The sequence below is a fragment of the Nitrospira sp. genome (assembly GCA_024998565.1).
Lineage (GTDB): Bacteria > Nitrospirota > Nitrospiria > Nitrospirales > Nitrospiraceae > Nitrospira_A.
On record JACOEM010000002.1, the window covers coordinates 477571 to 498870 of the forward strand.

Genomic DNA, 21300 nt, shown 5'->3' on the forward strand with positions numbered 1-21300 from the left:
CGTGGTTGTCGATTTGTTGGAGGATGAACTCAATGGCTGCAAATCCCGGGTTTCAAATTTCACTCGATGTGCGTGGGTGGCCGGTTTTGGTGATCGGCGGTGATGAGGAAGCGGCAGATAAAGTGCAGCGGCTCCTAGAGGCAGGCGCGAAGGTGACGGTCATCAGTCCCACCCTGCATGAAGTGCTTCGTAAGCTGGCGGCCTCGGCCAAAATCATTCATCGTGGACGGCATTTCCGTGCGAACGACCTGGAGGCGGTCATTCTGGTCTTGAACACGATACGCGATGACCGTGAACTCTCCCACTCGCTCATGCGATTGGCTCGCGAACAGAAATTTCTGATCTGGTCGGTCGACCAGCCCGACGTGTCGAACGTGGTGATGCCGGCCGTCGTGAGCTCCGGCCATGTTCGTGTGGCGATCAGCTCGAGCGGGCAGGCGCCGGCTTTGTCCGGATTCATGAAGGAAGATCTCGAGCGTATTTTGGACAACGAGTTTGTCGCGTTCGTCGATTGGCTCGGGCAGCTTCGCGAACAGGCCAAGGCCAACGAACCGGACGCGGAGAAACGTCGCGCGCTGTTGCGTGAGGCGCTGGATGGATTCCGACTCCTGGGAAAAGTGCAGTACCCGAAGGTGTGGCTGGATCAACGGGCGGCCGTCGGGGCAGGGGAAAAGCGCGGATCATAGGACCGGTCGTTCGTTATCGGCCGACAGTTATCAGCAGGAGATTCACACTATGGTGTTGCTGGAATTCAGTATGTCGCCCCTGGGCAAGGGAGAGAGCGTGAGCAAATACGTGTCACGCTCGTTGGATATTATCGACAAGAGCGGTGTGGACTATCGGCTGAATCCGATGGGTACGGTGCTGGAAGGAGAATGGGACGAGGTCATGGCGGTGGTCAAGAAGTGCTACATGCGCATGCGCAAGGACTGCAATCGCGTGTCCTGCAGCATCAAGATCGACTACCGGAAGGGACCGAAGGGGCGCTTGTCGAGCAAAGTGTCGAGTGTGGAATCACAGCTCAAGCGAAAGCTGAAGTCCTAAGGGGCGCGTCACGGTGTTACGATGTCCGCATGGGCGTCGTAGTGGAGTGTGCCCTCGGTGTTGAAGCGCACCGAGAGGCTGGCGGTCTGTACCGTCAGCGCCTCAAGCGACAACCGGCGAACCGTGCCGCGCAAGCGCCCTCCGGTCATATTCCGGTTCAGTCCCTTTTCCACCGCTTGGCGCATCAGGTCCAGCTCCTCTCGAATGGGGAGCACCAATCTTCCCGCCAACTCATCCCGCAGCGGTTCATGTAACCATTCTTCAGCCAGGTCCGTGGCCGGTGTACGTTTCTTGATCGTGTAGTCGACATCTCGAAAGAAGATCCGTCCCGCCGCTTCGTCGTACACCGGTGTTCCCTTTAAACGGAGTGTAAGCGGGAGCAGCCCTCGCAGGGTGAGTTCCACTCCCACTTGATTGCCCAGGGGGTACAATGTCGCTCCCACGATCGTGATCGTGCCGACGCCCAGCGACCATTCCTGCCCGACCACTGCTTCGCGCAATCGCTGATTCGCTTCCTCGATAGGGACCTGGAGCGCGAAGGCGACATGAAAGCCCTCGTCATGAAACTGGGACTGCAGCTCGGGGAGGGGGAGATGTCGTGACAAGGGCTTGGTGCCGCGCACGACGGCCGGTCTGGCCGTGACGCCATACCCCGCGGCTGGGGTGCCTGACAGCGACTCGACTCCGGCGGGACCGATAGCTTCAGGATTCAGTTGGAGCCAGAGCCCTTCCGCTTCGTCCAGCAACAGGGGTTCCTGCAGATCGTTCCAAATGTGAGTGACGGCGGGCTTCAGCGTCACGAGGGTGGCAGCCTTTCGGTCTACCGCCGACAGCATCCCGTGCAACTCACTTCGATAGACTTGCGCCATCAGGGGCGCTGTATCTACCCCCTGTTCGGAGAGCAGGCAGGGTCGGTTCGCTTCCACCGCAGTCACGCTGCTCGCAGGCAGCAGGGTATAGGCGCGGCCATGGCTGAAGGTGGTTGCCAGCGTCACCGATAACCGGCCTGTGCCGGTTGTGGCATCCTGTTGGCCGCAGTCGGCGATTTTCGTCACCGTGCCTTTGATCTGCTTCGCGTATTCCACGCCGAAGGGAAAGCTGGAGTGGGATAACAGGCGACCTCCGGTCGTCGTCGAACTCTGGTCTCCCGGCCAGATCCGGTACTTCAGAAATCCGGTGCCTCCGCCCAGTGCCACCCAGTCGCGTTGTGTGTGTCGATGTGCGGCGAGCGACTGGTGAATGTTCCCATACTGCTCGGCCAAGGCGGTTATCGGAATGGGGACATGCACCGTCATGCTGGAGGGGTGCGTCTGCTGGTGCCGGGCTGTGTCGGCTCCTGCCGCTGCCGCGGGTGCTGCGGCGCAGAGACTCAGAATGGCTGCTGAGCAGCAGAATAGGCTTTTTCGATCGAACCGGCGTCGTCCGCCCATCGTCTTGTCCTCATGCTGGTGGCACAGTGGGTGTCGATCACCGGCCTTGTTCAGTCCCTCTTGCTCGACTATGGGGGAGTTAAAAATGGAAGGCAAGCGCTCAGGGCTTCGGTGAGGACGTCTCGTCATTTGGGCACAGCGGGAGATAGTGGCGCGGCACACGCTGGCCGATGGCGCAGAGGACTTCATAGGGAATCGTCTGTTGCCAGGCGGCGAGATCGGCTGCGGTGATGGACTCGTGGCCCTGCTGTCCGATAAGAATCGCTTCCTGCCCGATGTGCACGCCTGGTATGTCCGTTACGTCGACCATCGTCATGTCCATGCAGACACGTCCGACGACCGGCGCACGGCGTCCGCCGATCAGCACCATGCCACGATTCGACAGCAACCGGTTGTACCCGTCTGCATAGCCGACCGGGAGCACCGCGATACGGGATCGGCGTGCGGCAATGAAGGTCCGGTTGTAGCTGACGCTGTCGCCCGCTTGGATGTTGTGCAGGTGTGCGATGGTTGCTTTCCAGGTGAGGATCGGTCGCAACTCAGGCGCAGGCGTTTCATTCGAGAGTGTATGGTAGCCATACAGCATGATGCCGGGCCGCACGAGCGAATAGAGGCTTGCGGGATACTTGATGATCCCGGCGCTGTTGGCGGCGTGTGTCAGGGGACAGGAGATCCCACGTTGGCGCAACGTGTCGAGTGTCTGCTGGAACTCTGTGAGTTGTTTCTCCGTGTGTGTGGTCTCGGTATTGTCCGCATCAGCCAGGTGAGTCATGAGGCCTTCGAGCCGGAGAGCGGCGTGAAAGGCCGGCATGGCTGCGAGGTCGGGCATTTCTGGAGGACGCACTCCCAAGCGACCCATCCCGGTTTCGATTTTGACATGCACGGAATAGGGCGCGGTCTCCGGAGAAATGGCTGCGGCAAAGACCTGGACCATATCGGACCGGTACAGCACGGGCGTCAGACGATGCGCGATCAGGTCGGGAAATTGTGCCGGGGCGGTCGGGCCCATGACCAGGATGGGATCATGAATGCCCGCTTGGCGAAGCACGATGCCCTCATCCACGGTGGCGACACCAAAGCGGTGGACGGCCAGGTGTTGCAGCGTGCGTGTGAGTTCAATGGACCCATGGCCGTAGGCATTGGCCTTGACGACGGCCAGTACCTCGGAGCGCGGTGCAAGGCGCCGCACATGGGCGAGATTCTGCCCGAGGGCATTCAGATCGACGGAGACGGAGGTTGGGGGGAACTGAGACGGCGTGTACACGCAGCTTGTGGTGGCAGAATGGGGCGCTAGACTTCCAGGATCTCGCCTTCTTTTTTCTTCATCACGTCGTCGATTTTCTGCACGTACTGGTCGGTGAGCTTCTGAATTTCGGCCTCCGACTTGCGCAGTTCATCTTCGGTCAGCTTCGTGTCTTTCTGCAACTTCTTGAGTTCTTCGTTGCCGTCCCGGCGGAAACCGCGAATCTGCACCTTCACTTCTTCGCCGTGTTTTTTGCAGACCTTGATGAGTTCTTTCCGGCGCTCTTCAGTGAGCGGCGGAAGGGGAATCCGGATAAGCTTGCCGTCGTTCGACGGGGTCAATCCGAGGTCCGAGGTTTGGATGGCTTTTTCGATTTCCCTGATAAGGTTCTGCTCCCAGGGCTGAATCGTGATGAGCCGGGCTTCGGGGGTGGCGACGTTGGCAACCTGCTTCAGCGGCGTCATGGTTCCGTAGTAATCGACTTTAATGCCGTCCACCAGTGCCACGGATGCGCGACCGGTACGCAGTCCGGCCAGGTCCCGCTTCAAATGTTCGATCGCGTGGTCCATCTTTTCGGTTACGCGTTGTTTCACTTCCTGCGCCGTCGACATCAGCCTCTCCCTTAGCGACTTTCCACGGTGACCAGGGTCCCGATAGGTTCGCCCTGGACGACACGTTTAAAGTTTCCCTTCTCTTTCAAATTGAAAACGATCAATGGCAACCGGTTGTCCATGCACAAGCTGATGGCCGTCGAGTCCATCACCTTGAGGTTTTGGGTAAGAATCGACAGAAACGGAATCTCTGCATATTTCTTGGCTTGTGGATTCTTGACCGGATCGCTGTCGTAGATGCCGTCGACCTTGGTGCCCTTCATGATAACCTGGGCGCCGATTTCCATCGCCCGCAGTGAGGCTGCGGTGTCGGTAGAGAAATAGGGGTTTCCCGTGCCTCCGGCGAAGATCACCACGCGCTTTTTTTCCAGATGTCGGATGGCGCGGCGGCGAATGTAGCCTTCGGCCAGCTGACGCATCTCGATGGCCGATTGGACGCGCGTGCTGACACCTTTGCCTTCCAGCGCATTTTGGAGGGCGAGGGCATTCAACACCGTGGCGAGCATGCCCATGTAGTCGGCGGAGGCCCGCTCCATGCCGCGCGCGCTGGCGGCCAGGCCGCGGAAGATATTGCCGCCGCCGATCACAACGGCTACTTCGACGTCCATCGCGACGACGTCGGCAATTTCTTCTGCGAGTCCCTCGAGAATCGAGGGTTGAACGCCATAGCCCTGCTCACCGGCCAGCATTTCTCCGCTGACTTTCAGCAGGATGCGGCGGTAGTGGGCAGAACTCATGCTTGGCCTAGTTGGAATCGTGTGAACCGGCGGATGTTCATGTTCTCGCCGATCTTGGCGATTTGTTGCGCCAACAGATCCTTAATGACGACGGACGGATCCTTGATGAAGGCCTGTTCGAGCAAGCAATTTTCCTGGTAGAACTTCTCGAGCTTGCCCTCGATGATTTTCGGCCAGGCGGCCGGTGGCTTGCCGAGTTCCTTGGCTTGCCCTTCGTAGATGCTGCGCTCTTTCGCGACGACATCTTCGGCAATCTCTTCCCGTCGGACGTAGGACGGGCTGGCGGCCGCCACCTGCAGCGCCAGATCGTTCACAAACGCCTTGAACTGCTCATTCCGCGCCACGAAGTCGGTCTCACAATTGACTTCGATAAGCACGCCGATCTTTCCGCCGGCATGGATGTAGGCATGGATCAAGCCCTGATTGGTCTCGCGACCGGCCTTTTTCTGGGCCGCCGCCAATCCCTTCTGGCGGAGATAGTCGATCGCTTTGTCGATGCTGTTTCCGTTCTCGGTCAGGGCTTTCTGGCAATCCAAAATGCCGGCCCCTGTTTTCTCACGCAACTCTTTGACGAGCTCACTCAAACTTGCCATGGGTTCCTCAGTTAATCGAATAGAACAATGCCATCATGCAAAACACGGCCGCGTTAGGAAGCGGACACGCCGGCCAAATTGGCCGCCGGTTTGGCGCCGCCGCCGGCTGGCGCCGATGCGAACTCTGTTTCTTCCTGCTGCGCCCGGAGATGCGCGCCTTCGAGGCATGCATCCGCGATCCGGGAAATGATCAGCTTGATGGAACGGATGGCGTCATCGTTGCCCGGGATGGGGTATTGAATGTGATCGGGATCGCAGTTCGAATCGACGATGGCAATGACCGGAATTTCCAACCGGCTGGCCTCGAGGATCGCAATGTGCTCGATGCGGGTATCCAGGATGAACACCGCGCCGGGCAGGGCGCGCATATTGCGGATGCCCGACAGGTTCTTTTGCAATTTGACGACTTCCTTCTGCATCTGTCCGAGCTCTTTTTTCGTATGGCCCTGGTGCGTCGGATCAGCGAGGGTCGTTTCCATCTTTTTCATTTTGTCGATGCTACGACGAATGGTCTGGAAGTTGGTCAGCATGCCACCCAACCACCGCTGGTTGATGTAGAACTGGTTGGCCCGCTTGGACTCTTCTTCCAAAATCTCCGCCGCTTGGCGCTTGGTCCCGACGAACAAGACGGAGTCACCGGCCGCCACGGTGTCGCGCGCGAAGGCATAGGCTAGTTCCATGCGTTCGACGGTCTGTTGAAGGTCGATAATGTAGACGCCGTTTCGTTCCCCGAACAGGAACCGCTTCATCTTGGGGTTCCAACGATTCGTCTGGTGTCCGAAGTGGACGCCCGCTTCCAGTAATTCCTTAATCGCAACTACTCCCATACCTTCACCTCCCTCCGAAGCCTGCAGAGCGCCTGGCGAACGCCAACGACGAGGGGGTTGTCCCCCTTATTCTCAGGCTGCGCAGCGTGCGCATCACGCTGGTGTGGATTTAAATAAGACGTCCCTGATTTCGGATGCGAACCTGTGAACGATGGGACGGATCATTCACGGCACGAAAACGCCCGAACGCTAGCATAATCCCTAGTATTTTGCAACCGCGCGTGGCCGCTTACGACCGGTAACTCGCGTTGATCCGCACGTATTCGTAGGACAAATCGGTCGTCCACATGTGCGCCCCGGCTTGGCCCTGTGCGAGGTCGACACGAATCGTAAACTCCTTCGCCCGGAAGACCTTGGTCAGCTTCTGTTCGGCAACGCGGCCGAGGCCTTGCCCGTTTCGAACCATCGGGACATCTCCGAATTGCAGGCTGATCCGGCCGGGATCGATGGGTACCCCTGCACGTCCGAGGGCGGCCATCACTCGGCCCCAGTTGGCGTCACCGCCAAAGAGTGCGGTTTTGACCAGGTTGGAGGTGGCGATCGTTTGGGCAATTTGTTTGGCCGCCGAGGTCGACCGGGCACGTGTGACCTCTACCCGAACGACCTTGGTCACGCCTTCGCCGTCCCAGCAAATTTTCAAGGCAAGGGTGCGACAGACCGTTTCGACCATGGCGCAGAATCGGCGAAAATCCGCCGTGCCCGGTTTGAGCGTTTGATTGCCTGCCATTCCGTTGGCCAGCAAGAGCACCGTGTCGTTCGTGCTCGTGTCGCCGTCGACGGTAATACAGTTAAACGATTGATCCACCGCTTGACTCAGCGCTGTCTGAAGCGCCGACCGGCCGATGACCGCATCGGTTGTGAGATAGCCCAGCATGGTGGCCATGTTGGGATGGATCATCCCGGAACCCTTGGCCATTCCTCCCACCGTCACCATCCGCCCTCCAAGGCGGGCGCGTACCGCCACCTGTTTGGGTTTGAGGTCCGTGGTCATGATGGCTTGGGCCGCTTCGTTTCCGCCTCTGCGCGTGACACGGGCAAGCAGGGTCGGAACAGCCTGCTTGATGCAGTCGATCGGGAGGGGTTGGCCGATTACGCCGGTCGATCCGATGAAGATCGTATGCGGCGGACAGTCGAGGGCCGTGGCTGCCAGCTGCGCCATCTCCTTGGCCACTCGCATGCCGTCAGGTCCGGTGCAGGCATTGGCGTTCCCGCTGTTGACGAGGATAGCGCGGCCCACGCCTTTTTTTAGATGGAGGCGATCGAGCACAACCGGTGCTGCCACGACCTGATTGGCGGTGAATACTCCGGCGATGGGGCCGTCCTGCTCGGAGACCAGCAGGGCCAAGTCGAGTTGTTTCTTCTGCTTTTTCTTGATGCCGCAATACATCCCGGCGGCCCGAAAGCCGATCGGTGCGGTGACGCCTCCAGTGATGGTCTTCATAGTGGTCCTGTGTGATGAGAAATGGTCTGTCGTGCGGAGTCGCCCGCGACTCAAGTTATGGATAGATACCCGGTGCCACCAGGCCCGTTTCTTCCGGATAGCCGAGCATGAGATTCATGGCCTGAATCGCTTGCCCCGCTGCTCCCTTGATCAGGTTGTCGATGGCCGACACCGTCACGACCCATCCGGCTCGCGTATCGGTGTGAACTGCCAGATCGCAGTAATTGGCGCCTCGCACATGTCGTGGATTCGGCATTGCGCCTTCGAGCAGTCGCACGAATCGTTCTCCCTTGTAGAAGTCCCGATAGAGCGCCCGCAGCTCGACGACATCGAGCTTGCCCTTCATGCGCGCGTAGGCGGTGCTCAAGATGCCTCGATTCATCGGGACCAGGTGTGGCGTGAAGGCAATAGTGACACCGGCGTTGTCCCCTTTGTCTGTCTGTGTACGCGTTCCTGCCAGTCCGGTCAGTTCCTGTTCGATTTCCGGGATGTGTCGATGCTGGCCGATCTTGTAGGGCTCCAGTGACTCGTGTGCTTCGGGAAAGTGATAGGGCAGAGCCGGGCTTCTTCCTGCGCCCGACACGCCGGACTTTGCATCAATCACGATCGTGTCGGGCACGATGAGGTTATGAGCGATCAACGGCGCCAATTGCAGAATCGCGGCGGTCGGGTAACAACCGGGGGAGGCCACGAGCCGGGCCTGTGCAATGGCGGATCGATGCAGTTCGGGCAGGCCATAGACGGCATTTCCGATCAGGTCGGGATGCGCGTGTGTGGTCTGATACCAGGTTTCATAGGTGCGAGGATCTTTGATCCTGAAGTCTGCGCTCAGGTCGATCACGCGCTTGCCGGCTTTCATGCAACTCGCTACCGGGCCCATGGATTTTGTATGGGGGAGGGCGAGGAAGAGCACATCGGCGCGTTCTGCCAGGGCCTCGGGCGCCAGGGCTTCGAAGGTCAGCGACACGATACCTTGCAAATGGGGGTACACGGCGGAGACGGGGGTTCCGGCCGACTTCTCAGAAGTCACCGCAGTCAACTTTACGTTGGGGTGTTGTGACAGGAGCCGTAGCAACTCCGCCCCGGTGTATCCGCTACCCCCTGCCACTGCTACTCGTACCGACGTCATGTCACGCCTCCCGGCCTATCGCGAGTTGTTGCTCGATCACTTCATCTCACACATAAAAAAAGGGAAGGCTGCGGAGCCTTCCCTTTTGACACCCTGTCGCTCCAGTTTCTCTTTATCGCTTGGAGTATTGGAAGCGCTTTCTGGCGCCCTTCTGTCCGTACTTCTTGCGTTCCTTGACGCGCGAGTCACGGGTCAGAAGACCTTCCTTCTTGAGCGGGCTACGGAAGGCTGCGCTCATGATAACTAGTGCTTTCGAGATGGCATGCCGCAATGCTCCGGCCTGGCCCGCAGGCCCGCCACCATACACGGTGGCTCGGACGGAATATTTGCCGGCCACACCGGCCAGTTCGAATGGAAATTGAATCACGTTCCGTAGTGTCGGGCGGGGAAACGCCTTTTCCAGCGGCTTCTCATTGACGACGATGTCGCCGGCGGCGGCGGTCACCCATGCGCGAGCGATCGCGCTCTTTCTCTTCCCAGTTGCGTACTGCGTCATTGCTGCCATATCAGGCGGCCTCCTTCACAGATCGAATCCGAACAATAATGGTCACAGCGAAAGTGATTCCAGTTGCTGCGCGTGGTGTGGATGGGTTGAACCTGCGTAGACGCGCAGTTTCTTGGCCATCTGATTCCCGAGGGGGTTCTTGGGCAACATGCCTTCGATGGCGCGCGTCAAGAGCTTCGTCGGGTCTTTCTTGTGGATATGTTCGGCGGTGAGGGTCTTGAGTCCGCCTGGATATCCTGTGTGATACGAATAGGTCTTGTCTTCCATCTTGTTGCCGGTCAAGCGGATCTTCTCCGCATTGACGATGACGACATGGTCACCCGTATCCACGTGAGGAGTAAAAGTCGGTTTATGCTTGCCTCGAAGCAAGGTGGCCACCTTCGCCGCAAGGCGACCGAGCGTCTTGCCGTCGGCATCTACCAGGAACCATTTCCGTTTCACATCAGCTGGCTTCTCAAGATACGTTTTTGTCATGGTCTCCATCTACTCCTGCACGATAGGATTCTAATGTGAGGTATCAGTCCTCACGCCTGTTGGGGTTCGATATTCTTGGTGTCGAGTTTATTGATCCAGGCATCCAGGTGAACGGCTGTCCGCCGGTTAAGCACATCTTGTGTGGCATAAATCGGGCAATCTGCGCGAAGTGCGAGGGCGATGGCGTCGCTTGGCCTGGCATCCAGGGTGCGATGCACGCCTTTCGATGCAAAGGCCACGCTGGCATAGTACGTACTGCCTTTCACATCCGTAATCACAACCCGCTCAATCCGCACACCAAGATGATCCGCAAAGCTCCGAATGAGGTCATGGCTCATAGGGCGAGGAGTGACCACCCGTTCCATGGCAAGACGAATGGCGTTACCCTCGGCCGATCCAACCCAGATGGGCAGTGTGACGCTCGCGCCATCATTTTTCAGCACGACGATGCGGGTGTCGGTATTGCCGTCGTCCAGCACCTGCTTGACGGTCAGAGCGACGAGCTCCGAGGGCTCATGCTGCTGCTTCGACGAGTCCATGAACTAGGTATCCAGTTTCCCGAAATCTTCCGGCTTCAAGTTTTCAAGCCACTGTTCAAGTTCTTCGGACGACTGTTTCTTAATAACCTTCTCGCTGGCAAAAATCGGTGCACTGGTTCGCAGCGCCAGCGCGATGGCATCACTCGGGCGCGAATCGACCGTATATTCCGAGTCTTCGTACATCAGGTGAATCGTGGCGAAATAGGTGTTCTCGTTCAAATCTGTAATCACCACGCTGATAATTTTCGCATCGAACGTTTCCAGGAACGACTTCATGAGGTCGTGGGTCATGGGACGCGGTGCGGTGACGCTCTCCAGCGCAAGGCCGATGGCACTGGCCTCTGATTTTCCGACCCAGATCGGGAGCATGTCTGAATTCTCTTCGTCCCGCAACACCACTATATAGGCGTTGTTGTAGGGGTCGAAGATCAGACCCTTTACCCGCATTTGTGTAATCACGGCGGGATTATCCTTCCCGATGTCGGCTAAAAACCTCAAGAATAGGGCACTCTAGCACTTCCGAAATCAGAGTGTCAATGAATTCGATCGGGCAATGGATGAAGAGAGGGCCGACGGTTCGCCACTCTTGAGGCTTTAAGGTTTGGCCGGACCTCAGGCGAGTGACGACCAGACACCCATTAAGAACCGTTCTACCTGACGCCACGGTTTGATTGGAGGTCATGACCCTAAGAGCCGGCTGGCCGAAAGTTTTGATCCAGTTTGGACGTGTCGGTCTGTTCTCCCAGTTTGAGGAACGCCTTCATTTGCTTTTTAACAAGTTCGCGGCCGCTCTCGTCGCCGAGATTGACTTGATACTCGTTGATCACCATGACCCGCATCCCTTCCCACTTTTTCCAGCAGGGCTTACAAACCTTTGCCTTGATTTCGGCTTCGAGTTTGCCGAGGAACAGCATATCGGTAATTGCTTCGCCCGCTTGTCCGCAGGTGACACATTGCACATCTGCCATAGTCTCCTCCTCAAATCTGCTTGATCTACCATCGTCAGTTGTTAGTCGCGCAGCATTCTAGCATTCGCATGCCGCAGAAAAAAGAGTGCGCCCCGCCGATTGACGCCTACGCGGGATCATGCTAAGAATGCGTCCCTTCAAAAAGCCGAGTGGCAAGCCAAGGAATTGACGCTGCATGACACCCGTGCCCGGATGGCGGAACTGGCAGACGCGCCGGACTCAAAATCCGGTTCTCGCAAGAGAGTGGGAGTTCGACCCTCCCTCTGGGCACCATCATTTCGACTGTTTCGATATTCCTTCCATGGTCTCGACAGCCAGTGCGCTTATGCAGGCATTGCTGTCTGGTGTTGATGCGACGCGAATAAATAGGCGATGCTTTTCGGGACAACACTATATAGTGGATGTCGTGCCTGAAAACATCTTGACATGATGTGGGTGTTAGCCTATAGTTCGCCCGAATTTGCTTGGAACTACTATGGCCTGTTCAGTTTATCGCCGTTCATCATTACTCTCTTATCAATTCCAACTCACTAAGGAGGCAGCACATGCGTAACGTGTTGGCACTTGGAGCTGCGGTGCTTTTCATCAGCTCCGTTGGTGTTGCAGGCGCTCAGGAGCGTTTGCCACAGTCCTCGTCGGGATCAGGTTTCGGTGTCGGCAACTCAGTCGGAGACGTTTCGGGAAACTCCGGCCGTACGGCCGCATTTGACCGCACTGCATTCATGGAGCGCCTCGGGCAGCCGGAGACGGTCTATGGACGTGTGATGGCGATTGACGTTCCCGGCGGCAAGCTCTACCTGGAAACGGGTGGGAGCTCACACGACGAGGGACGCGCAGGTCAGGGCGCCATGAGTTCCCTCACGGTCTATCTCGATGGACAGACCAATATGGATCAGATCAGAGTTCTCAACGCCGGTGATGACATTTCATTGCAGGTTGTTGAAGCTCCGAACCAGCGCGCAGATATCGGTGTCTACGGAACCGGCCGTAAGCTGGTTCGTGAAGTCTATCTGATGCGTGGCAATGAAAAGTTGGCAGGTTTTGGTGGCCTGGGACAGCGTCCAGCCCCGGCGACTGAGCGTGGTATTGAGACGAATTCAGGCAGCGTTTCAGGCGGACCGGTCGGTGGTGTATTCCCTGGTGTAATTACCGGTGGTGTCGTCACCACGACTGTGGGTGAGTTCACTGGAACCGCTCCTTGCTGGAACTGCGAACCGCAGCCAGGATGGGGCTACCAGACTGTCGCTCCGGAAACCAAAGTACAGAACAAGTCTGACTACGGGACCGATGGTGCCAAGCCGAATTTGCAGAAGGGCTTGAGCAACTAAGATTTACGCCACGACAGTGGCAGGTGTTGAGCGGGGTGCTTCGAGAGAGGCGCCCCGCTTTTCTTTTGTTCACGCGATTCCTCGCAGCCCCGTTGCAACGTAACAGTTCGATTGATACCATTTGCTATCACTTCTATCGAGGTCTTCTATGTCCGATGTCCCACTGAATGTCCAAGCACCTGACGAAGAGCTGGATCTCCGCGGTGTCATTTGCCCGTACAATTTCGTGAAGACGAAACTCAAGCTTGAGAGCATGGCCCCAGGTCAGCTGTTGCTGGTCCATCTTGACGACGGAGATCCTATTCGAAATGTCCCTCGTAGTGTGAGCGATGACGGGCATGATGTGATATCGCAGGAACGTGCCGATCAGTCCTACCGCGTCATGATCCGTAAGCGCTTCGACGAGTAGTTATCGCGATTGCCTTTTGCCGGTCTTCCTTTTCGACCTGGCACCTTCTACCACTACAGCGACGTGTGCCGCCTGCTCGGGGCTCGGCTTGTGCGAGAGCAGTTGCTGAACTCGTCCTCGTAGGATCCTCTCTGTACTCCGGGTCATATCGGTAGCGATCACGACCTTCCGGTTACCGAGAATCTGTTGCAGTAGAGTCAAAAACTGCGGGAGGTTCTGTGCTGGAGGGAAGAAAATCATCGTGCGTGGCTCGGATTGTACTGCTCGAAGCCGACTGGTGAGTGCCTTGGCGCCACCGGTCCAACGTCCATCAAAGACGAAGGCATTGCCGTCCATTCCGGCGAGGGCGGCGGCCGCCACCACAGCGGAGGTTCCGGGGATGACCTGTACGGGGATCTGCGCCCTCGATGCAGCTGCGATGAGCAACCGGCCTGGATCGTAGACAACCGGCATTCCGCAATCCGACACGAGCGCCACGTGCAATCCCTGCCTGAGGCGATCGAGCAATAGTGGGACTTTTTCAGCGGCATTGTTTCGATCGTAGGTTGTGATCGTGGTATGGAATCCGTGGTGGGCCAGGAGGGCATTCGTGGCCTGAGGATTTTTAGCGGCAATGAGGTCAACGAGCCGAAGAGTGGCAAGACCTCGGATCGTCAGATCGTCAGGGTGTCCGATCGGCACGCCGACGATGAATAACGTTCCTGCCGGAGTGGCAGAATGCGCGCACTTTCCTTGACTCCGTTCTCGTCCCATCGATATAATTTCCAGTTACCAAAAAAAGTGGCTTTGCGCTGAAATCTTGCGAGGATAGAGCACGATGTCTTCGGTGTTTTTCATGCTCACGATGGGCCTGTATTTCGTGAGCACGGTCTGCTACCTGGCCTATCTGCTCCGGCGGGCGGAAACCCTATCGAAGGTGTCCCTCGGGATCACGGCCGCCGGGTTTGCCACCCACACGGTGGCCTTGGTCGCCCGGATGACCGACACGTCTCAGGCTCAGCTCCCGACATTTCACGAAGCCCTGTCGTTTTTCTCCTGGATGCTGATTCTCGTGTTTCTCGCCGTCGAGTTTCGCCGCCAGTTACATGTCCTCGGTTCCTTCATCGTACCACTGGCGCTCGTGTCGTTGGTCACCGCCGCGGCGTTCCGTTCAGACGAGGCCTCCAGTCTGCAGCCGGTCTTTAAAACGCTGTGGGTGCACGTCACCCTCAGTATGTTGGGCACGGTCGGCTTTGCCGTCGCGTTCGTCGCCGGGGTGATGTATCTCATTCAGGACGGTCTTCTCAAGTCCAAGCGGTTCAACGTCCTCTATGCAAAACTGCCTGCGCTGGACTATCTTGATCATCTGAACCAGCAGTCGATCGTCATGGGGTTTCCACTGCTGACCCTCGGGATCATCAGCGGCGCGTTCTCGGCGGAGATTGTCCGCGGCACCTATGTGAACTGGAATCCGGAACAGACGTGGGCCATGGTGACCTGGGGCTTCTACTTTGCCGTCCTGGTCGGGCGTCTGACTATCGGGTGGCGGGCCAAACGAGCCGCGTATCTGACGATCATCGGGTTTGCCGGTGTGATTCTGACCCTGATCGGTGTCGTGTTGAAAAGTCACGGGTCGGTGTCCTGACATGCATGTCATCGTTGTCGGGCTCAGCCATAAGACTGCTCCGGTCGAGATTCGTGAGAAACTCGCCGTGCCTGAAAGCCGGCTCCGGGAAGCCCTCAGTCGCCTCTGCTCTTATCCCGGTGTGCGGGAAGGGTTGCTGCTCTCAACGTGTAATCGGGTAGAAGTCTACGCGGTCGTCGAAGAGTTGGAAAGCGGGTATGGCCGGGTGCAGGAATTCCTGGCCGATACCCATCTCTCTCTGTCCTCCGAACATCTGACCCCCCATCTCTATTGGCATACCGGTGATCGCGCCATCGGGCATCTGTTCCGTGTGGCCTCTAGTCTTGATTCGATGATTGTCGGTGAATCTCAGATCCTCGGACAAATCAAGGACGCGTTCGAAGTCGCGTTGACGCATAAAGCCTCCGGCCTGTTGCTGAATAAGATCGTCAAGAAGGCTATTTCGGTGGCCAAACGCGTGCGCACCGAAACCAAGATTGCCGAGACAGCCGTGTCGGTGAGTTATGCGGCGGTGGAGTTAGCCAAGAAGATCTTTTCAAATCTGACCGAGAAGACCGTGTTGCTGATCGGGGCCGGGGAAATGGCCAAGCTGGCGGCACGGCATCTGATCGCCAACGGCGTGCGCCAGGTGCGCATTACCACCCGTAATTTCCAGCATGGGTTGGAATTGGCTCAACGGTTCAACGGTACAGCCGTGCCGTTTGAGGACTACAAGACGGAACTGGCTGGGGCCGACATCGTGCTGGTGTCCACCGGGGCCTCGCATTACCTGGTGACGGCCGACGATGTGCAGCGCGCAATGAGACAGCGGATGAGTCGTCCCATGTTCTTGATTGATATTTCCGTGCCGCGCAATATCGACCCGGCTGTCCGGCCCATCGATGATGCGTTCCTGTTCGATATCGACGATCTGCACATGCGAGTGGAGCAAAACCGCGAAGACCGTCTGCGGGAAGCGGCGAAGGCCGAGCAAATGGTCGTTGAAGAAGTCGCGGTGCTCGGGCAGTGGCTGCAGTCACTGGAGGTGACGCCGACGATCGTGGCACTTCGCAGCCGGACCGAAGAACTCAAACGGCGGGAAGTCGATAAGATTCTGGCGCGGTTGGCGCATCTGTCGTCCGAGGATCGAGCCGCGGTGGAAGCCTTGGCGTCTGCCATCGTCAATAAGATGGTTCATGGCACGATGGTGACGTTGAAAGCTGAGGCCAAGTCCTCGAGCGGCGCGGCGTATGTCGATGCGGCCCGCCGGTTTTTCAATCTGGAAGAGACACCCGCTGTGTATCCGCCCGGACAAGCCGACGTCTCGGAGCTTGGGGGCGAGAACATCGCCGGGAACGGAGTTGGTCGCCTGCCCGAGGCGTCGCTGGTCCAGCACACGAGCAAGGAGCAAGGCCGGCGGGTGAGCTAACACCGCCGCTGAGAAATTTCATGGTCAGATTCGTTTCCACATGTGATCGGGCATCCGTGGCCGCTCGAGCGAGTGACGGGCACCCATGAGTCGTTCAACACTTATCCTTGGTACGCGCGGAAGCAAGCTGGCCGTGCATCAAAGCCAGTGGGTACAGGCCCGTCTTCAAGAACTCGCTCCCGGCCTGACCATCTCGTTGCAGCGCATCCAAACATCGGGCGACAAGATCCTCGACGTTCCGCTGGCAAAAATCGGCGGGAAAGGACTGTTTGTCAAGGAAATCGAAGACGCGCTGTTGAGCAAAGAGATCGACCTGGCCGTGCACAGCATGAAAGACGTGCCGACGGCTTTGCCGGAGGGGTTGGACATTCTGTGCGTGCCGCCGCGAGAAGATCCGCGGGATGCGTTGATTACGCGCGACGGTTGTCGGCTGGACCAATTGAAGCCCGGCGCCAGAATCGGCACCAGCAGTCTGCGCCGGCAAGCCCAGTTGCTGCATTACCGCCCTGATTTCACCATCGAGATGTTGCGCGGCAATCTGGATACACGCCTGAGGAAACTCCGTGAGGGGCAATTCGACGCGATTGTCTTGGCCGCGGCAGGATTGCGGCGGCTCGCCTGGGATGCGGAAATTACCGAATATCTTCCCGTGCATCTTAGTTTGCCGGCTATTGCTCAAGGTGCCCTCGGCATCGAAGCCCGCAGCGACGACACCTTTGTGCGCGAACTGTTGAGCCGGTTTGAGCATCGGCCCACCCGCATCACCGTCACGGCAGAACGTGCGCTGTTGCATCGCCTCGAAGGCGGATGCCAAGTGCCTATTGCGGCGCATGCCGCGCTTGAGGGTGACAGGCTCACGGTTGATGGCCTGGTAGCCAGCGTCGACGGCCGTCGGGTGATCCGTCATCAAATCCAGGGTCCGGCGAGTGAAGCCCAGGCTCTGGGGACGAAGCTTGCGGAGCGTTTGTTGGCCGATGGGGGTGATGTGATCCTCAAGGAGATTTACGGGCAGGCCTGAAGTGGTATGACGACGCGAGCAGGAACAGTATATTTGGTCGGGGCCGGTCCCGGAGATCCTAAGTTGCTCACGATACGCGGCAAGGAATGTCTGGAGCAGGCCGATGTGGTGCTGTACGACTATCTCGCGAATGAAGCGCTCTTGCAGCATGTGTCTCCAACGGCTGAACGTCTGTACGTCGGCCGGCGCGGGCGCGGCCAGTATCGCGATCAGGCGGAGATCAATCGGTTGCTGATCGATCACGCTCAAGCGGGGAAGCGGGTGGTCCGCTTGAAAGGTGGCGACCCGTTCGTCTTTGGTCGGGGCGGGGAAGAGGCGGAAGCCGTTGCCGCTGCCGGGCTGGAATTTGAAGTCGTCCCTGGTGTGACGGCCGCCGTCGCGGCCCCGGCATACGCGGGTATTCCGGTGACCCATCGCACGATGGCCTCCACGGTGACTTTCGTCACCGGACACGAAGACCCCACGAAAGATCGAAGTGGGGTCGAATGGCGGCGTCTGGCGACCGTACACGGCACGCTGGTGTTTCTCATGGGCATGACCAACCTGCCGAAAATCGTCCAATGCCTTCGAGCCGAAGGTAAAGAGGGCACCACACCCGTTGCCCTCATCCGGTGGGGGACGCGAGCCTCGCAACGGACCGTGGTGGGGAGCTTGGACGATATTGTGGAGAAGGCGGCGGCCGCTCATATGGAACCGCCCACGGTCATCGTGGTCGGCGAGGTGGTGCGTCTCCGGGAGCAACTCAATTGGTTCGAACGACGGCCTCTGTTCGGAAAGCGGATTCTGGTGACGAGGCCGAAGCCTCAAGCGGCGGAGTTCTCCGAATTGATCGCGGCTCAAGGCGGGGAACCGGTGGAATGTCCGACCATCGAGATCGTGCCCCCCGAGGACTGGGCTCCGCTGGATCGGGCCCTGTCGCGCCTGGCGAGTTACAAGTGGTTGATCTTCACCAGTGTGAACGGGGTCGCTCCATTCATGACCAGGCTGCTGGAGACGCAACGTGATGTTCGCGCATTGTCCGGCCTCACCATTTGTTGTATCGGCCCGCGCACCGCTGAGGCTCTGGCCTCCTATGGTTTACGTGCCGACGTGATTCCGGAGCAGTTTCAAGCCGAGGGAATTCTGGAGGTGTTGGCCGCCCGGCAGATGCGCGGGGCCCGCGTGTTGATTCCGCGTGCGTTAGTGGCCCGGGAGCTGCTTCCTGATCAGCTACGTACCCAGGGGGCGGACGTGGATGTGGTGCCGGTGTATCGCACGATCAGGCCTGCCGTCGCGACGGATCGCCTCATGGAACAACTCCGTACCGGCGGGATCGACGTGATTTCTTTCACGAGTTCCTCGACGGTGAGGAACTTCGTCGAGCTGTTTCCGACGAAGGACGAGTTGTTGCAGTCGGTCGGGACGACGACCGTGGCCTGCATCGGACCTATTACCGCGGCGACCGCCCGCGAGGCGGGTCTCACCGTTCAGGTGATGGCCGGACAGAACACCGTTCCAGCGCTTGCCGACGCCATCGTGGATTTTGTTGTGAATCCGATTGATGGCCGAACTGCTTCCGCGGTGAGTCATTGACCGGATGGCAGTGATCATGAAGATGTTTCTTACCAAGAGGGAGGATGCGGCATGGTTCCAGTTAAGTCATTCATGGTTCCGAAGGACAAGTTCATCACCGTTGAACGTGACATGGATGTGCGCTCTGCAGGGCGGGTCATGCGCGATCGCAACATCGGCAGCCTGTTCGTCACGAACGGAAAAGATGTCATCGGCATTCTGACAGACACGGACATGGTACGGCGGGTGGTCGCCACCGGGGCCGACATGACCAAGACGACCGTCGAGCAGATCATGTCCGCGCCGCTCGTGACGATCGAAGAACATAAGACGCTGCTGGACGCGAACGACTTGATGGCGCAGACCCATCTTCGCCACCTGGGTGTGACGAAGGACGGGCAATTGGTCGGCATGATTTCGGTGCGCGATCTGGTAGTGTTCCTGACCAACTTGCCGAGGAAGTGAGCGGACCATGCCCTTTCCGATTCAGCGCCTGCGTCGTCTGCGGGAGACGGAGCCGCTTCGGCGGATGGTTCGAGAAACGAGCCTGACGCCGAACGATTTCATCTATCCCGTGTTCGTCACCGAAGGGCAGGGACGTCGCGAACCGATCGTCTCGATGCCGGGACAATCGCGATTGTCCATCGATCTCCTGGTCAAGGAAGCGCACGAGGTCAAGGCCCTGGGCATTCCGGCCATGATCCTCTTCGGGATTCCCGATCGAAAGGACGAGCGCGGTAGTTCCGGGTTCGACCCCGATGGAATCGTGCAACGCGCCATTCGTGCAGTGAAGGCGCAGGTGCCGGATCTGGTGCTGATCACCGATGTCTGCATCGATGAATACACGAGTCACGGCCATTGCGGCATCGTGCGGGACGGTAAAATTCTCAACGACGAGACGCTGGATTGTCTGCGGACCATGGCGAAGACTCATGCGCAGGCGGGGGCCGACATGGTCGCGCCGTCCGATATGATGGACGGCCGGGTGGCTGCGATTCGCGACGAATTGGATCGCGCCGGATTTGTCGATATTCCCATCATGGCCTACGCGGCCAAGTTCGCGTCCTGTTTTTACGCGCCGTTTCGTGATGCCGCCAATTCCAGTCCGCAATTCGGCGATCGCCAGTCCTATCAGATGGATCCGGCGAACAAGCGGGAAGCCTTGCGGGAGATTAACCTGGATATCGAGGAGGGGGCCGACATCATCATGGTGAAGCCCGCCATGCCGTATTTGGACATCATCAGCGCCGCGCGCGAACGGACGCTTCTGCCGATTGCCGCCTACCAGGTCAGCGGGGAATACAGCATGATCAAAGCGGCGGCACAAGCCGGTTGGTTGGATGAGCGCCGCGCGATGCTGGAGTCGCTGCTCTCGATCAAGCGAGCGGGCGCCGAGATCATCTTGACCTATTTTGCCAAAGAGGCCGCCAGGCTTCTCCAGTCACGGCCCGCATGAAGATTTCCCGCGGTCTCACCCCGTCCACGTCCAGACCCTATTCGGTTGTGACCATCGGAAATTTTGACGGTCACCATCATGGTCACCGGGCTCTCCTCGACCGGGTGGTGGCGACAGCCCGTCGCGAGGCCGGGACGGCGCTCGTCCTGACATTCGATCCCCATCCCGTCAAGATCCTGGCCCCGCAGGTCAATCTCATGTTTCTGACGACACCGGAAGAGAAGTTGGCCCGGTTCGAGGCCGCCGGTATCGATGAGGTCGTCTTTCTTGAATTCACGACGGCCTTTGCTGCGCTGAGCCCGGCTCAGTTTGCGAAGCAGGTCTTGTGCGACGGGATCGGTACGCGGGAGTTGTATGTCGGGGAGCATTTTGCCTTCGGGAAGGGCCGTGCCGGACGCATTGCGGATCTGCTCGAGCTCGGCGCCCAGCTCGGGTTTCGCGTTCATCCGATGGCGCCTGTGACCATCGACGGCGAGGTCGTGAGCTCCACGCGTATTCGCCAGCTGATCCAGGCGGGGGAGCTGCAGAAGGCCGTTCGCCTGCTGGGGCGTCCCTACAGCATCGAAGGGACCGTGATTTCAGGCGCCCATCGCGGAACGGAACTCGGTTGGCCGACGGCGAATCTCCGCCTCCCCGAGGGGCGTGTCATTCCGCCGGATGGCGTGTATGCGGCGCAGGTCTCCTGGAAAGGGAGTGGCTTGAATGCGGTGGTCTACATCGGGACCAGGCCGACCTTCGGCGCCGGCGAGCGACTCCTGGAAGTCTCGATCCTCGATGAGCGGCTCGAATTGTATGGAGAAGTGATTCGAGTAGACCTGCTCGGTTTCATTCGTGAGGATCGCGTCTTTGCCTCAGCGGAAGCCCTGACCCGGCAAATTGCGTTGGATGTGGATGCGGCCCGTGCACAGTTGCGCGATGCAGGGATCACCGCGTCGCTCTCGGCCCTCCAGCCCCGGTCATGAGCC

General features: G+C 58.7%; 25 protein-coding genes and 1 tRNA gene. 12 read left to right on the forward strand and 14 right to left on the reverse strand.

The window, feature by feature from the left end:
* Window positions 1–32: 32 nt before the first annotated feature.
* Together H8K11_05860 and H8K11_05865 are read left to right on the forward strand one after the other, a co-directional pair.
* Window positions 33–686 (forward strand): bifunctional precorrin-2 dehydrogenase/sirohydrochlorin ferrochelatase, encoded by a 654-nt coding sequence (locus H8K11_05860; protein ID MCS6263267.1) that lies wholly within the window; start codon window positions 33–35, stop codon window positions 684–686.
* Window positions 687–735: 49 nt separating this feature from the next.
* Window positions 736–1044 (forward strand): MTH1187 family thiamine-binding protein, encoded by a 309-nt coding sequence (locus tag H8K11_05865; GenBank protein MCS6263268.1) that lies wholly within the window; start codon window positions 736–738, stop codon window positions 1042–1044.
* 8 nt (window positions 1045–1052) lie between these two features.
* On the opposite strand, the gene H8K11_05870 is transcribed toward H8K11_05865, so the two are convergent.
* The 13 genes from H8K11_05870 to H8K11_05930 form a co-directional block, all read right to left on the reverse strand.
* A complete protein-coding gene (locus H8K11_05870) occupies window positions 1053–2474 on the reverse strand; it encodes a DUF4403 family protein (GenBank protein MCS6263269.1) in 1422 nt (473 codons plus the stop codon).
* Window positions 2475–2574: 100 nt separating this feature from the next.
* Window positions 2575–3738, reverse strand: coding sequence for an alanine racemase (gene alr / locus H8K11_05875; protein MCS6263270.1), 1164 nt, complete (start codon window positions 3736–3738; stop codon window positions 2575–2577).
* Between the two features lie 26 nt (window positions 3739–3764).
* On the reverse strand, window positions 3765–4328 hold the full coding sequence (frr, locus tag H8K11_05880) for a ribosome recycling factor (protein ID MCS6263271.1): 564 nt from the start codon (window positions 4326–4328) through the stop codon (window positions 3765–3767).
* 11 nt (window positions 4329–4339) lie between these two features.
* Window positions 4340–5065 (reverse strand): UMP kinase, encoded by a 726-nt coding sequence (locus H8K11_05885; GenBank protein ID MCS6263272.1) that lies wholly within the window; start codon window positions 5063–5065, stop codon window positions 4340–4342.
* Complete coding sequence (gene tsf, locus H8K11_05890) at window positions 5062–5658, reverse strand: translation elongation factor Ts (protein MCS6263273.1); 597 nt, start codon at window positions 5656–5658, stop codon at window positions 5062–5064. The genes H8K11_05885 and tsf overlap by 4 nt, the downstream gene beginning before the upstream one ends.
* A 53-nt stretch (window positions 5659–5711) precedes the next feature.
* Window positions 5712–6485, reverse strand: coding sequence for a 30S ribosomal protein S2 (rpsB, locus tag H8K11_05895; GenBank protein MCS6263274.1), 774 nt, complete (start codon window positions 6483–6485; stop codon window positions 5712–5714).
* Window positions 6486–6714: 229 nt separating this feature from the next.
* Window positions 6715–7926, reverse strand: coding sequence for a bifunctional glutamate N-acetyltransferase/amino-acid acetyltransferase ArgJ (gene argJ / locus H8K11_05900; protein ID MCS6263275.1), 1212 nt, complete (start codon window positions 7924–7926; stop codon window positions 6715–6717).
* Between the two features lie 55 nt (window positions 7927–7981).
* Window positions 7982–9055, reverse strand: coding sequence for an N-acetyl-gamma-glutamyl-phosphate reductase (locus tag H8K11_05905; protein MCS6263276.1), 1074 nt, complete (start codon window positions 9053–9055; stop codon window positions 7982–7984).
* Window positions 9056–9167: 112 nt separating this feature from the next.
* Complete coding sequence (gene rpsI / locus H8K11_05910; GenBank protein MCS6263277.1) at window positions 9168–9560, reverse strand: 30S ribosomal protein S9; 393 nt, start codon at window positions 9558–9560, stop codon at window positions 9168–9170.
* A gap of 42 nt (window positions 9561–9602) precedes the next feature.
* The gene (rplM, locus tag H8K11_05915) at window positions 9603–10034 is read right to left on the reverse strand and encodes a 50S ribosomal protein L13 (GenBank protein ID MCS6263278.1); all 432 of its coding nucleotides are present in this window, start codon (window positions 10032–10034) and stop codon (window positions 9603–9605) included.
* 50 nt (window positions 10035–10084) lie between these two features.
* Window positions 10085–10573 carry a bifunctional nuclease family protein gene (locus H8K11_05920; protein MCS6263279.1) on the reverse strand — a complete coding sequence of 163 codons (489 nt, stop codon included), beginning with the start codon at window positions 10571–10573 and terminating at the stop codon, window positions 10085–10087.
* 3 nt (window positions 10574–10576) lie between these two features.
* Window positions 10577–11032: a bifunctional nuclease family protein gene (locus tag H8K11_05925; protein ID MCS6263280.1), complete on the reverse strand. Its 456-nt coding sequence runs from the start codon at window positions 11030–11032 to the stop codon at window positions 10577–10579.
* 227 nt (window positions 11033–11259) lie between these two features.
* Window positions 11260–11541, reverse strand: a complete 282-nt coding sequence (locus H8K11_05930) for a Fe(2+)-trafficking protein (GenBank protein MCS6263281.1) — start codon at window positions 11539–11541, stop codon at window positions 11260–11262.
* 186 nt (window positions 11542–11727) lie between these two features.
* Between H8K11_05930 and H8K11_05935 the strand changes: the two genes are divergently transcribed.
* From H8K11_05935 to H8K11_05945, 3 genes are all read left to right on the forward strand, one after another.
* Window positions 11728–11814, forward strand: a tRNA-Leu gene (locus H8K11_05935).
* Between the two features lie 272 nt (window positions 11815–12086).
* The gene (locus H8K11_05940) at window positions 12087–12869 is read left to right on the forward strand and encodes a hypothetical protein (protein MCS6263282.1); all 783 of its coding nucleotides are present in this window, start codon (window positions 12087–12089) and stop codon (window positions 12867–12869) included.
* Window positions 12870–13017: 148 nt separating this feature from the next.
* Entirely contained in the window at window positions 13018–13278 is a 261-nt protein-coding gene (locus H8K11_05945) for a sulfurtransferase TusA family protein (GenBank protein ID MCS6263283.1), read from the forward strand.
* Here the strand turns inward: H8K11_05945 and H8K11_05950 are convergent, their stop codons facing one another.
* Window positions 13279–14031, reverse strand: a complete 753-nt coding sequence (locus H8K11_05950; GenBank protein MCS6263284.1) for a hypothetical protein — start codon at window positions 14029–14031, stop codon at window positions 13279–13281.
* A gap of 64 nt (window positions 14032–14095) precedes the next feature.
* On the opposite strand from H8K11_05950, the gene ccsA reads away from it, so the two are divergent.
* The 7 genes from ccsA to H8K11_05985 all read left to right on the forward strand — a co-directional run bounded on the left by ccsA (window position 14096) and on the right by H8K11_05985 (window position 21297).
* On the forward strand, window positions 14096–14902 hold the full coding sequence (gene ccsA / locus H8K11_05955) for a cytochrome c biogenesis protein CcsA (protein ID MCS6263285.1): 807 nt from the start codon (window positions 14096–14098) through the stop codon (window positions 14900–14902).
* A gap of 1 nt (window position 14903) precedes the next feature.
* Window positions 14904–16310: a glutamyl-tRNA reductase gene (locus tag H8K11_05960; GenBank protein ID MCS6263286.1), complete on the forward strand. Its 1407-nt coding sequence runs from the start codon at window positions 14904–14906 to the stop codon at window positions 16308–16310.
* Between the two features lie 85 nt (window positions 16311–16395).
* Entirely contained in the window at window positions 16396–17328 is a 933-nt protein-coding gene (gene hemC / locus H8K11_05965) for a hydroxymethylbilane synthase (GenBank protein MCS6263287.1), read from the forward strand.
* Between the two features lie 6 nt (window positions 17329–17334).
* The gene (gene cobA, locus H8K11_05970) at window positions 17335–18900 is read left to right on the forward strand and encodes a uroporphyrinogen-III C-methyltransferase (GenBank protein MCS6263288.1); all 1566 of its coding nucleotides are present in this window, start codon (window positions 17335–17337) and stop codon (window positions 18898–18900) included.
* A 51-nt stretch (window positions 18901–18951) separates the two neighbouring features.
* Window positions 18952–19344: a CBS domain-containing protein gene (locus H8K11_05975; GenBank protein MCS6263289.1), complete on the forward strand. Its 393-nt coding sequence runs from the start codon at window positions 18952–18954 to the stop codon at window positions 19342–19344.
* Window positions 19345–19351: 7 nt separating this feature from the next.
* On the forward strand, window positions 19352–20335 hold the full coding sequence (gene hemB / locus H8K11_05980) for a porphobilinogen synthase (GenBank protein ID MCS6263290.1): 984 nt from the start codon (window positions 19352–19354) through the stop codon (window positions 20333–20335).
* The gene (locus H8K11_05985) at window positions 20332–21297 is read left to right on the forward strand and encodes a bifunctional riboflavin kinase/FAD synthetase (protein ID MCS6263291.1); all 966 of its coding nucleotides are present in this window, start codon (window positions 20332–20334) and stop codon (window positions 21295–21297) included. Before hemB ends, H8K11_05985 begins: the two co-directional genes overlap by 4 nt.
* Window positions 21298–21300 lie beyond the last annotated feature (3 nt).

Bases quoted from the DNA above. Each gene is read 5' to 3' on its own strand.
- H8K11_05860 (MCS6263267.1), top strand. From the start codon at position 33: ATGGCTGCAAATCCCGGGTTTCAAATTTCACTCGATGTGCGTGGGTGG.
- H8K11_05865 (MCS6263268.1), top strand. From the start codon at position 736: ATGGTGTTGCTGGAATTCAGTATGTCGCCCCTGGGCAAGGGAGAGAGC.
- H8K11_05870 (MCS6263269.1), bottom strand. From the start codon at position 2,474: ATGGGCGGACGACGCCGGTTCGATCGAAAAAGCCTATTCTGCTGCTCA.
- frr (MCS6263271.1), bottom strand. From the start codon at position 4,328: ATGTCGACGGCGCAGGAAGTGAAACAACGCGTAACCGAAAAGATGGAC.
- H8K11_05885 (MCS6263272.1), bottom strand. From the start codon at position 5,065: ATGAGTTCTGCCCACTACCGCCGCATCCTGCTGAAAGTCAGCGGAGAA.
- tsf (MCS6263273.1), bottom strand. From the start codon at position 5,658: ATGGCAAGTTTGAGTGAGCTCGTCAAAGAGTTGCGTGAGAAAACAGGG.
- rpsB (MCS6263274.1), bottom strand. From the start codon at position 6,485: ATGGGAGTAGTTGCGATTAAGGAATTACTGGAAGCGGGCGTCCACTTC.
- argJ (MCS6263275.1), bottom strand. From the start codon at position 7,926: ATGAAGACCATCACTGGAGGCGTCACCGCACCGATCGGCTTTCGGGCC.
- H8K11_05905 (MCS6263276.1), bottom strand. From the start codon at position 9,055: ATGACGTCGGTACGAGTAGCAGTGGCAGGGGGTAGCGGATACACCGGG.
- rpsI (MCS6263277.1), bottom strand. From the start codon at position 9,560: ATGGCAGCAATGACGCAGTACGCAACTGGGAAGAGAAAGAGCGCGATC.
- rplM (MCS6263278.1), bottom strand. From the start codon at position 10,034: ATGACAAAAACGTATCTTGAGAAGCCAGCTGATGTGAAACGGAAATGG.
- H8K11_05920 (MCS6263279.1), bottom strand. From the start codon at position 10,573: ATGGACTCGTCGAAGCAGCAGCATGAGCCCTCGGAGCTCGTCGCTCTG.
- H8K11_05930 (MCS6263281.1), bottom strand. From the start codon at position 11,541: ATGGCAGATGTGCAATGTGTCACCTGCGGACAAGCGGGCGAAGCAATT.
- H8K11_05940 (MCS6263282.1), top strand. From the start codon at position 12,087: ATGCGTAACGTGTTGGCACTTGGAGCTGCGGTGCTTTTCATCAGCTCC.
- H8K11_05945 (MCS6263283.1), top strand. From the start codon at position 13,018: ATGTCCGATGTCCCACTGAATGTCCAAGCACCTGACGAAGAGCTGGAT.
- H8K11_05950 (MCS6263284.1), bottom strand. From the start codon at position 14,031: ATGGGACGAGAACGGAGTCAAGGAAAGTGCGCGCATTCTGCCACTCCG.
- ccsA (MCS6263285.1), top strand. From the start codon at position 14,096: ATGTCTTCGGTGTTTTTCATGCTCACGATGGGCCTGTATTTCGTGAGC.
- H8K11_05960 (MCS6263286.1), top strand. From the start codon at position 14,904: ATGCATGTCATCGTTGTCGGGCTCAGCCATAAGACTGCTCCGGTCGAG.
- hemC (MCS6263287.1), top strand. From the start codon at position 16,396: ATGAGTCGTTCAACACTTATCCTTGGTACGCGCGGAAGCAAGCTGGCC.
- cobA (MCS6263288.1), top strand. From the start codon at position 17,335: ATGACGACGCGAGCAGGAACAGTATATTTGGTCGGGGCCGGTCCCGGA.
- H8K11_05975 (MCS6263289.1), top strand. From the start codon at position 18,952: ATGGTTCCAGTTAAGTCATTCATGGTTCCGAAGGACAAGTTCATCACC.
- hemB (MCS6263290.1), top strand. From the start codon at position 19,352: ATGCCCTTTCCGATTCAGCGCCTGCGTCGTCTGCGGGAGACGGAGCCG.
- H8K11_05985 (MCS6263291.1), top strand. From the start codon at position 20,332: ATGAAGATTTCCCGCGGTCTCACCCCGTCCACGTCCAGACCCTATTCG.